General features: G+C 63.0%; 8 protein-coding genes. 5 read left to right on the top strand and 3 right to left on the bottom strand.

The features are described 5' to 3' along the window. Positions 1 to 771 precede the first annotated feature (771 nt). The gene (locus AC1DLV_RS19055) at positions 772 to 1353 is read right to left on the bottom strand and encodes a helix-turn-helix domain-containing protein (RefSeq protein ID WP_476801441.1); all 582 of its coding nucleotides are present in this window, start codon (positions 1351 to 1353) and stop codon (positions 772 to 774) included. 151 nt (positions 1354 to 1504) lie between these two features. Here AC1DLV_RS19055 and AC1DLV_RS19050 point away from each other — a divergent pair, with 151 nt between their 5' ends. The 3 genes from AC1DLV_RS19050 to AC1DLV_RS19040 all read left to right on the top strand — a co-directional run bounded on the left by AC1DLV_RS19050 (position 1505) and on the right by AC1DLV_RS19040 (position 5632). Next, positions 1505 to 2707 (top strand): glycine C-acetyltransferase, encoded by a 1203-nt coding sequence (locus AC1DLV_RS19050; protein WP_476801440.1) that lies wholly within the window; start codon positions 1505 to 1507, stop codon positions 2705 to 2707. 17 nt (positions 2708 to 2724) lie between these two features. After that, positions 2725 to 3747 carry an L-threonine 3-dehydrogenase gene (gene tdh / locus AC1DLV_RS19045; RefSeq protein ID WP_476801439.1) on the top strand — a complete coding sequence of 341 codons (1023 nt, stop codon included), beginning with the start codon at positions 2725 to 2727 and terminating at the stop codon, positions 3745 to 3747. A gap of 319 nt (positions 3748 to 4066) precedes the next feature. Continuing rightward, on the top strand, positions 4067 to 5632 hold the full coding sequence (locus AC1DLV_RS19040; RefSeq protein WP_476801438.1) for a VOC family protein: 1566 nt from the start codon (positions 4067 to 4069) through the stop codon (positions 5630 to 5632). Positions 5633 to 5638: 6 nt separating this feature from the next. Here the strand turns inward: AC1DLV_RS19040 and AC1DLV_RS19035 are convergent, their stop codons facing one another. Together AC1DLV_RS19035 and AC1DLV_RS19030 are read right to left on the bottom strand one after the other, a co-directional pair. Further along, on the bottom strand, positions 5639 to 5959 hold the full coding sequence (locus AC1DLV_RS19035; protein ID WP_476801437.1) for a 2Fe-2S iron-sulfur cluster-binding protein: 321 nt from the start codon (positions 5957 to 5959) through the stop codon (positions 5639 to 5641). A 14-nt stretch (positions 5960 to 5973) separates the two neighbouring features. After that, positions 5974 to 7224, bottom strand: a complete 1251-nt coding sequence (locus AC1DLV_RS19030; protein WP_476801436.1) for a cytochrome P450 — start codon at positions 7222 to 7224, stop codon at positions 5974 to 5976. 172 nt (positions 7225 to 7396) lie between these two features. On the opposite strand from AC1DLV_RS19030, the gene AC1DLV_RS19025 reads away from it, so the two are divergent. Continuing rightward, the gene (locus AC1DLV_RS19025) at positions 7397 to 8239 is read left to right on the top strand and encodes a helix-turn-helix transcriptional regulator (RefSeq protein ID WP_476801435.1); all 843 of its coding nucleotides are present in this window, start codon (positions 7397 to 7399) and stop codon (positions 8237 to 8239) included. Between the two features lie 75 nt (positions 8240 to 8314). Continuing rightward, positions 8315 to 9118, top strand: coding sequence for an arginine deiminase family protein (locus tag AC1DLV_RS19020; protein ID WP_476801434.1), 804 nt, complete (start codon positions 8315 to 8317; stop codon positions 9116 to 9118). Positions 9119 to 9140 lie beyond the last annotated feature (22 nt).

The following is a 9140-nucleotide window of genomic DNA, read 5'->3' as shown; positions in this document are numbered from 1 at the left end:
CAAAACCCGCCCAAATCCAACCACCGCCACAGCCCAACCCACCCAACCCATTCAATCTCAACGCGAAAACCAAGGCGGCAATGGCTCGTCAGACGCGAAATGACACCAAAACAAACGGAATCGGGAGCCCGACAAGCAGCCTCGGCCAAATGCTTCAGGGCCGATTCACGTGAAACCGCTGCCGCCCGGCGTCGGTGTTGTAACGGTCACCAGTTCGCCAGCGTCGGGGACTGCCAGATCGCTGGTTTCACGAGCCTCGATCGACCCGACATTGCAGGGCACCTTGATTGCGCTTTCCGCGCCGTGGCGGACCCGCGCGGCGAGAAAACGTCTCACACTATATAGGGAGATGGCATTGCCGAAGGTCGGGCGTCATCGCGCCTTTGCGCAGTGGCCAGGGCGCCCATCGCGCCCAGGATAGCTTCAGCACCGGATCCGTCGGGGATGAGGACATTGATCGGGCTATTATACGGCGCGTAGGCACATGGCGCCTGGTGCTGATCTCGGCCCCGCCAGATGGGGCGACGCCACCGCCTGGTGGCTCTATAATAGGAGCGGGATCAGACACTCTATATATAGGCTTCATATACCGGCTTCGTGTCGGTGCGGTGGATGATGCTTCGTCATGCCAGGCACTTCTATATAGATGCGCGGGCATGGGATCGTTTTTTCGCTCAAAGTCAGCGTCGCCCCGTAGCCGACCTTGCCGAGGCGAACCGCCAGGCCCACCGCTCCCTCCACGAGCTGAAAGCCTGTGCCTGGCTGATCAGCTCAGGCGTCCTGTTCGTAAAACACCACCATCAGCGCCTTGGCCAATTTCTCGCCTGAATTGGTGATCTCGTGGCCGACATCGGCGCGATAACGCGCGGTCTCTCCGGTCTTGAGCGCCTGGCGCCCATGCTCGGTTTCCACCCAAAGGCCGTCGGTATGGGCGGTCAGGTGCTCGAAGGTGCCGGGCGCATGCGGGGCGCTCTGCAGCTTGCAGCCGGGCGCGATCTCGAGCTCATACCACTCGACCCGGCCAGCCAGCGCCGGCGGGCTCAAGATGCGCAGCCGCCAGGCACCTTCTGGGCTCTTGATCTCGGGCGTCAGCGCCAGGCTTACAAGATCAATCGTATCCGTCTTCTTCTGATGGGTGATCCCGCCAGCGATCAGCTGGGCGAAGTCGATGCCGAGCGCCTGGGTCAGCGACCACAGCACCGCGAAGGTCGGGTTAGCCTCGCCACGTTCGATCTGCGACAGCATGGAGCGCGAAACGCCGGAAATCGCCGCAAGCCGGTCGAGCGTCAGGTGGCGCTCCTTGCGTTCCTTCTGGATCACCGGGCCGATCTTCGGCGCGTCATTCAGTTCCATGTCGCCTCCCCCAAAGCCGGCTCTCTGATAGCACCGCGCCGGCCGTACTGCGAGGCATTTGCGGCTGGGCCCGCTGGCACAAGTGAATTCCACTAGACTTGACGCAATATCCGATATACCGGAATTTCCACCTTAACGGAATGGCGAGACCATGAGCCAAGATTTCCTTTCCCACATATCAAGCGTTCTCCAGGGTATCGAGGCCGACGGCCTGTACAAGCGCGAGCGTGAAATCACCGGCCCGCAGTCGGGCCGCATCAAGGTGAAGGGTCCGGCCGGCGAACGCCAGATGGTCAATCTCTGCGCCAACAACTATCTCGGCCTCGCCGACAATGCAGCGATCCGCGATGCCGCCAAGCAGGCGCTGGACGACTACGGCTTCGGCATGGCTTCGGTGCGCTTCATCTGCGGCACCCAGGACCTGCATCGCGAACTCGAGCACGCCATAGCAGACTATCTCGGCAAGGACGACGCGATCCTGTTTGCCGCCTGCTTCGACGCCAATGGCGGCCTGTTCGAAACCCTGCTCGGCCAAGATGACGCCATCATCTCCGACAGCCTGAACCATGCGTCGATCATCGACGGCGTTCGCCTCAGCAAGGCCCGGCGCTATCGTTACGCCCAGGGCGACATGAACGAACTTGAAGCCCAGCTCAAGAAGGCGGACGCCGAGGGCAAGGGCTTCAAGCTGATCGTCACTGACGGTGTGTTTTCGATGGACGGCCATGTCGCGAAACTCAAGGACATCTGCGCACTGGCCGACCGCTTCGGCGCCATCGTTGCCGTCGACGATTGCCACGCCACCGGCCATCTCGGTGAAAAGGGTCGCGGCACGCCTGCTCTGACCGGCGCCGGCGACCGTGTCGACATCGTCACCGGCACCTTCGGCAAGACATTGGGCGGCGCCATGGGCGGCTTCATCGCCGCAGCACAGCCGATCATCGACCTCTTGCGCCAGCGCGCCAGGCCATATCTGTTTTCCAACTCGCTGGCTCCGGCGATTGCCGCGGGTTCCCTGAAAGCCATCGAGATCGCCCGCGAGGCCGATGACCTGCGCGCCAAGCTTGCCGGCCACACGACGCGTTTCCGTCAAGGCATGTCGGCGGCCGGTTTCACGCTTCTGCCCGGCGAGACGCCGATCATCCCGGTGATGCTGGGCGATGCTGTCCTTGCCCAGCGCATGGCCAAGGCGCTCGACGAGCGCGGCATCTATGTCGCCGGCTTCTTCTATCCGGTCGTCCCCCAAGGCAAGGCGCGCATCCGCACCCAGATGTCGGCAGCACTCGACGACGCCGATATCACCCTTGCCATCGACGCCTTTGCCGACGCCGGCAAGACGCTCGGCATTATCTGACAGTCAGGAGTTTTCCCATGCGCGCACTCGTCAAGGCCAAGGCCGAGCCCGGTATCTGGATGGAAGAACGCCCCGTGCCCAAGGTCGGGCCGGATGACGTGCTGATCAAGGTCAACAAGACAGGCATCTGCGGTACCGACATCCATATCTACAAGTGGGACGAATGGGCGGCGAAGACCGTGCCGGTGTCGATGATCACCGGCCATGAATATGCCGGTGAGATCGTCGAGCTCGGCGCCCATGTGCGCGGCTTCAAGGTCGGCCAACGCGTTTCGGGAGAAGGCCATGTCATTGGCATGCGCAGCCGCGCCAGCCGCGCCGGCCGCTACCACCTCGACCCGGAAACCCAGGGCATCGGCGTCAACCTGCCCGGCGCCTTCGCCGAATATGTCCGCATCCCGGCCTTCAACGTCGTGCCGCTGCCCGATTCGATCGACGACGAGCTTGGCGCGATCCTCGATCCGCTTGGGAACGCCGTGCACACCGCACTGTCCTTCGACGTCGCCGGCGAAGATGTCCTGATCACCGGTGCCGGCCCCATCGGCATCATGGGTGCCGCCGTCGCACGCCATTGCGGCGCTCGTCATGTCGTCATCACCGACGTCAACCCGAAGCGCCTCGAACTCGCCACCCAGGTGGCCGACGTCACCCCAGTCAACGTCGCCGAGGAAGATCTGCGCGACGCCATGGCCCGGCTGCGCATGCGCGAAGGCTTCGACGTCGGCTTTGAGATGAGCGGCTCGCCGGCAGCTTTCGACCAGCTGATCGAGCACACGCTGATGGGCGGCCGCATCGCGCTGCTCGGCGTGCCGGCTAAGCCCTTCCCCATCGACCTCGCCAAGATCGTTTTCAAGATGATCACGCTCAAGGGCATCTATGGCCGCGAGATGTTCGAGACCTGGCACAAGATGCTGGCCATGCTGGAAAGCGGCCTCGACATCCGCAAGGTCATCACCAGCCGCATGAAGGCCGACGACTACCAGGCCGCCTTCCACAACGCCGCCAATGGCGAAGCCGGCAAGATCGTTTTGGAGTGGTAGGTTTGTAGCCTCGGCGTACCGACAATGAAGGCCGCGCCCAGCGCGGCCTTTTTGTTTGCGGCGAATGGTGCGCGGTCGCCGGCCGCGCGAAAGATGGGCAGTATGGTCCTCACACCGCTGACTGGTTGCGGCGCTCCAAAATCCGGTCTCAGCTAAAAAATCACGTGCAACAAGGCGGCGGCAAAGATGCAATGCGCCGCATTTATCCAAGGCCTGTGTCAGGCGCACGACAGATGCACGCGATCTTACAGAACATCGGTTGCGTGCCATGCCCGCCTGATGGAATGTCGGACCAAAGCAAATCGACCAGGAGTGCGTCATGGGCGCCGGAATCCACCACGTCACGCTCATCACCCGCAAGGTGCAGGCCAATGTCGATTTTTATGTCGGCTTCCTTGGCCTTCGCCTGGTCAAGCAGACCGGCGGCTATGAAGACGCCACGCAGCTGCACCTCTTCTACGGCGACGGCGCGGCCAACCCGGGCACGCTGATCACCTTCCTTGTCTGGGAAGACGGCGCCCAGGGGCGTGTCGGCCATGGCCAGCCCAGCGAAATTTCGCTCGCCATCGAACCCTCGAGCATCGGCTTCTGGCTGACCCGGGCGCTTTCCCACCACATCGAGATATCAGGCCCGTCGGAGGAGATGGGCGAACCGACCTTGCGGCTCAAGGACCCCGACGGCGTGATCGTCAAGCTCGTCGGCGTCAGTGGTTTTCCAGCGCCCGCCGCTTGGGAGGGCAGCGACGTGCCGGCAGAGCAGGCGATCCGCCGCATCCGCGGCGCGACCCTCCTCAGCGAAGTGCCCGAACTGACTGAAACCTTTCTTATGCGCCATTTCGGCTACCGGCCGGCGCAAGGCACCGAGTTCATCCGGCGCCTTGTCTCGGAATCCGGCGACATCATCGACATCAGGGACGCCAAGGGCTTCTGGACCAGCGCGCCAGGCACCGGAACCATCGACCACATCGCTTTCCGCGCCAAAGACACCGACGAGGTCGAGCAGGTGCACGGCGAACTCGCCTCCAGCAATTCGACCATCACCAATGTGCACGACCGCAAATATTTCTACTCGCTTTATGTTCGCGAGCCGGGCGGCACGCTGTTCGAACTGGCGACCGACGGACCTGGCATGGCTGTCGATGAACCGGCTAATGAACTCGGCACGCATCTGTTCGTACCGCCCGAACGTGCCGACAAGATCGACGAGCTGCGAACCATGCTGCCGCAATTCTCCTGGCCCGGCGAAGAGCGCGTGATCTATCGCGACCTGCCCTTCGTCCACCGTTTCTACACGCCTGAGAATGCCGACGGCAGCGTGGTTGTCTTGCTGCACGGCTCGGGCGGCAACGAGACCTCCCTGCTGCCATTCGCTGCCAAAGCTGCCCCGCGCGCGACGCTGCTGGCCTTGCGCGGCCGCGCCACCGACGAAGGCACGCCGCGCTGGTTCCGCCGGCTTTCAGCCAACAAATTCGACCAGGCCGACATCAAATCCGAGGCCGAAGCACTGGCCGCCTTCATCGAGGGTGCTGTCGAAGCCTATCGGATCGATGCCGAAAAGCTGTTCTTCGTCGGCCATTCCAATGGCGCCAACATGCTGGCGGCAACGATGCTTTTGCATCCGCATCTGATCCGCCGCGCAGGCCTGCTTCGGGCAGCGATGGTCCTCGAACAGCCGCCCACTGCCGACCTGTCCGATGTCGATGCGCTGCTCATTGCCGGCGACGTCGACGTATTCAGCAGTTTTGGTCCCGACCTCGCCGGCCTGCTGCGCGACGCGGGTGCTCAAGTCGACGCCCGCACCATATCTTCGGGCCATGGCTTCGACGCCGGCGATGTCGAGATCGTCGGGGCGTGGATCGCGTCGCGCGTCACGCCATCGGTTTGAGCTGTCTCAGTACTGCTCGCGTGGCAGATGCACGACCAGGCCATCGAGCGCTTCCGACATCTTGAGTTGGCAGCTCAAGCGGCTGCGCTCCGTCGGGTTCATCAGGCACTCGATCATGCCCTGCTCGGAATCGTCGGGCGGGGAAAGACGATCGGTCCAGGTGTCGTCGACATAACAATGGCAGGTGCCGCAGGCGCAGGAGCCGCCGCATTCGGCGAGGATCTGGTCGATGCCGTTGGCGACAGCCACGGACATGACGCTTTGCCCCTGCTGGGCAGTGAGTTCGGTCGCCAGCCCGTCGGCGTCGATGAAGGTTACGCGGTACATCAAAAATCTCCGGATCAGGCAGGCGTCAGCGCCAGGCGCAGCGCCTTGGGGCCGCGCACGGACAGGCCGCGCTTGTATTGCGGTTCGGCGTCGACAAGCGAGATCGACGACAGGCGCTTGAGCAGCGTGGTGAAGATCACCTCCATGTCGAGCCGCGCCAGATGGTTGCCGAGGCAGAAATGCGCACCACCGCCAAAGGCGAGGTGCCGGTTCGGGTTGCGGCCGACATCGAAGGTATCAGGGTTCTCGAATTGCGCCGGATCGCGGTTGGCAGCGCCATAGAGCAGGCCAAACTTGGTGCCGCGCGCAAAACTCTGGCCGCCGACCACAGTTTCCGTTGTCGCGTAGCGATGGAAGAAGGGCAGCGGCGCCTCATAGCGAAACATCTCCTGGATCGCGGTATGGATCAGGCCAGGGTCGGACTTCAGCCGCGCCATCTGGTCGGGAAAGCGCAGCAGCGCATGCATGCCGGAGCCCAGCACGTCGATGGTCGAGCCATGGCCGGCCATCAGGATCAGCATGCAGGTCGAAACCAGCTCGTCCTCATTGAGCGCGCCGGCATCCTGCGCGGCCATCAGCCGGGTGATGAGGTCTTCCTGCGGCGCCTTGCGGCGCTCCGCCATCAGCTCGAGCAGGTAGTGATAAAACTCGGTCGTCGCCTGCTCGGCCAGCGCCTTGCGCTCGTTAGAGCGGTCGATGTCGAAGAACTGGACAACCCTTTCCGACCAGACGCGCAGCTGCGGACAATCCTCATCCGGCACGCCAAGCACGCGGCCGATGATGTGGCCAGGCACCTGAGCGGCAAGCTCTTCGACGAAATCGATCTCGCCCTTGTCGATCAGACTGTCGACCAGCTTATCGACGAAACTCTGGATCATTGAGCGCTGGCGGGCAATGAAGGCCGGAGTGAATTCCCGAAACACCTGCTTGCGCAGCCGGTCATGCACCTCGCCGTCGCTGTCGAGCATGGAAAACTGTACGAAGCGCTGATGATGCGGCATGTCGAGCCAGTTCTGCAGGCGCTTCTGCTCGGTGATCTCTTCTTCGGACATGAAGAATTCGGGCGAGCGCACCATCGAGATATCGCGGGCGATGGCCGCGACATCGTCGAAGCGCGTCACCAGCCACATATCGAAATCAGCGAAGAACTGGGGCGTGCCCTTGTCGCGCAGCGCCGCATAGGCCGGGTATGGGTTCTGGGCGAAGGTGGCAGACAACGGCTCAAAAGCCTGAGCCTGCACGCTTGCCGACAAGGTAGCGGTCATCCAACGCTCCAATCAATGGATTGCCGCCGCAAAACGGCTGGCTGCGTTCAGCCTAATGGCAAAGGGCAAAAAATGAATGCACGCCACTCGCACATTGCTGGATAAAACTCGCATCGCCGTTTGTGGCCGGATACAACAGCGCGAACCCTTTGAAGGCCATGCCTGCGCAAAAATGACCATGCTGACGGACGAAAGCAATGAGATCTTCTTCCACACGCCAGGCCGGCATTCGGACGCTTACCCCTACAAGATCCTGGTTGCCGGCCGCACGCGCTTTTCCCATCAAGACGGCTTCGTCACCCGGCGGTTCCACCATCATACGCTGATCTATACGCTCTCCGGGCTCGGCCTGATCGAACTCGGCGGCAGCAGGGTCGCGGCTGGCCCTCAAACCATCGCCTGGCTCGACACATCGCTGCAATATGCCCATGGCTGCCATCCCGACGCCGAGCACTGGGATTATCTCTGGATGAGCATCGAGGGCCATGGGCTCGATGCGGTCTTCTCGTTCCTGCGCGTCACCGGAAACCCGCTATTCGCCACATCAGGCGAAGGCGATGCCATCTTCGAGCGGGCCATCGACAACCTCGCCCGGCGCGGGCAGACGACCGACGCCACTTCAAGCGCCGTCGTCGCCCAGCTTGTCGAATTGCTCGTCGCCGAACGCGGCGAGCAGGACAGCTCCGAGGACCGGGGCGAGCGCGTGTTGCGTGTCATGCGCGGGGTGCGCGCCGATATTTCCCACAACTGGCAGATCGAGGAGTTGGCTACAGTTTCCAATCTAAGCGCCTCGCAACTGCACCGACAGTTCAAGGAAAAAACCGGCACGACGCCGATGGACTGGATCCGCCACGAGCGCATGAACCTGGCCAAGCGCCTGCTGACGGCATCGGATGCCAAGATCGCCGCCGTGGCGCTCGCCTGCGGTTATGCCGACCCCTATCATTTCAGCCGCGATTTCCGCCGCATCGCCGGCCAGTCGCCGAGCGAGTTTCGACGCGCGCAGGGGCAATAGTTGCCCCGTCGACAGGTCCCGCCAATTCGGGCACGTTGATGTAAATCTGCGCCACCCCGAACACGAGCCACCGACATGACATCCAAGCCAGCGGTCTACGAATTCAACGCGGCCATCGTGCGCGAACCGGCGCGGTCGGTGGTCAACGGCCTGCGTGCCGATGATCGCGGCAACCCGACCTTCGACGGCGTGAAGACCGAGCACGCAGCCTACATCGCAGCGCTGAGGGCTGCGGGCGTCGAGGTGACAGTGCTGCCGGCGCTCGAAAACTTTCCGGATTCGATCTTTGTCGAAGATCCCGCCCTGGTCTTCCCCGAGGGGGCTGTCCTGCTCCGTCCGGGAGCCGAGACCCGTGCCAACGAAACAGCCGAGATCGCGCCGACACTGAGGAAGATGTTCGAGACGGTTCTCGACTTGCCCTCGCCCGGCTTCGCCGATGGCGGCGACGTGCTGACGACGCCGAAAAGTGTGATGATCGGCCTGTCGGCCCGCACCGATCGTGCCGGCGCGGAAGGGCTGATCGCAAGCCTCGCCAAGATCGGCCGCAAGGGCGAGATCGTGCAGACACCCGAAGGCGTGCTGCATTTCAAGAGCGACTGTTCGCTGCTCGACAGCGAGACCATGCTTTCGACAAAGCGGCTCGCGCGTTCGGGCGTGTTCAAGGGTTTTCGCGAAGTGCTCATCCCCGAAGGCGAGGAGCCTGCCGCCAACGCGCTGCGCGTCAATGACGTGGTGATGGTTGGCGCGGACTATCCCAGGACCATCGAGATGCTCGACCAGCTCGGCTACAAGGTTGTCGCGCTCAAGACCACCGAGATCGGCAAGATCGACGCTGGCTTGTCTTGCATGTCGCTGCGCTGGCATCGCGGCCAGCACTAGCGATCAAAAGTTTGGGCGGCGG

The sequence above is a fragment of the Aminobacter sp. 01T433 genome, from assembly GCF_056398585.1.
The sequence above is the reverse complement of the archived record's forward strand: the minus strand, read 5'-3'. Positions and strand labels throughout refer to the sequence as shown.

Coding starts and splice junctions, on each gene's coding strand:
- AC1DLV_RS19055 (WP_476801441.1), bottom strand. CDS start 1,353: ATGGAACTGAATGACGCGCCGAAGATCGGCCCGGTGATCCAGAAGGAA.
- AC1DLV_RS19050 (WP_476801440.1), top strand. CDS start 1,505: ATGAGCCAAGATTTCCTTTCCCACATATCAAGCGTTCTCCAGGGTATC.
- tdh (WP_476801439.1), top strand. CDS start 2,725: ATGCGCGCACTCGTCAAGGCCAAGGCCGAGCCCGGTATCTGGATGGAA.
- AC1DLV_RS19040 (WP_476801438.1), top strand. CDS start 4,067: ATGGGCGCCGGAATCCACCACGTCACGCTCATCACCCGCAAGGTGCAG.
- AC1DLV_RS19035 (WP_476801437.1), bottom strand. CDS start 5,959: ATGTACCGCGTAACCTTCATCGACGCCGACGGGCTGGCGACCGAACTC.
- AC1DLV_RS19030 (WP_476801436.1), bottom strand. CDS start 7,224: ATGACCGCTACCTTGTCGGCAAGCGTGCAGGCTCAGGCTTTTGAGCCG.
- AC1DLV_RS19025 (WP_476801435.1), top strand. CDS start 7,397: ATGACCATGCTGACGGACGAAAGCAATGAGATCTTCTTCCACACGCCA.
- AC1DLV_RS19020 (WP_476801434.1), top strand. CDS start 8,315: ATGACATCCAAGCCAGCGGTCTACGAATTCAACGCGGCCATCGTGCGC.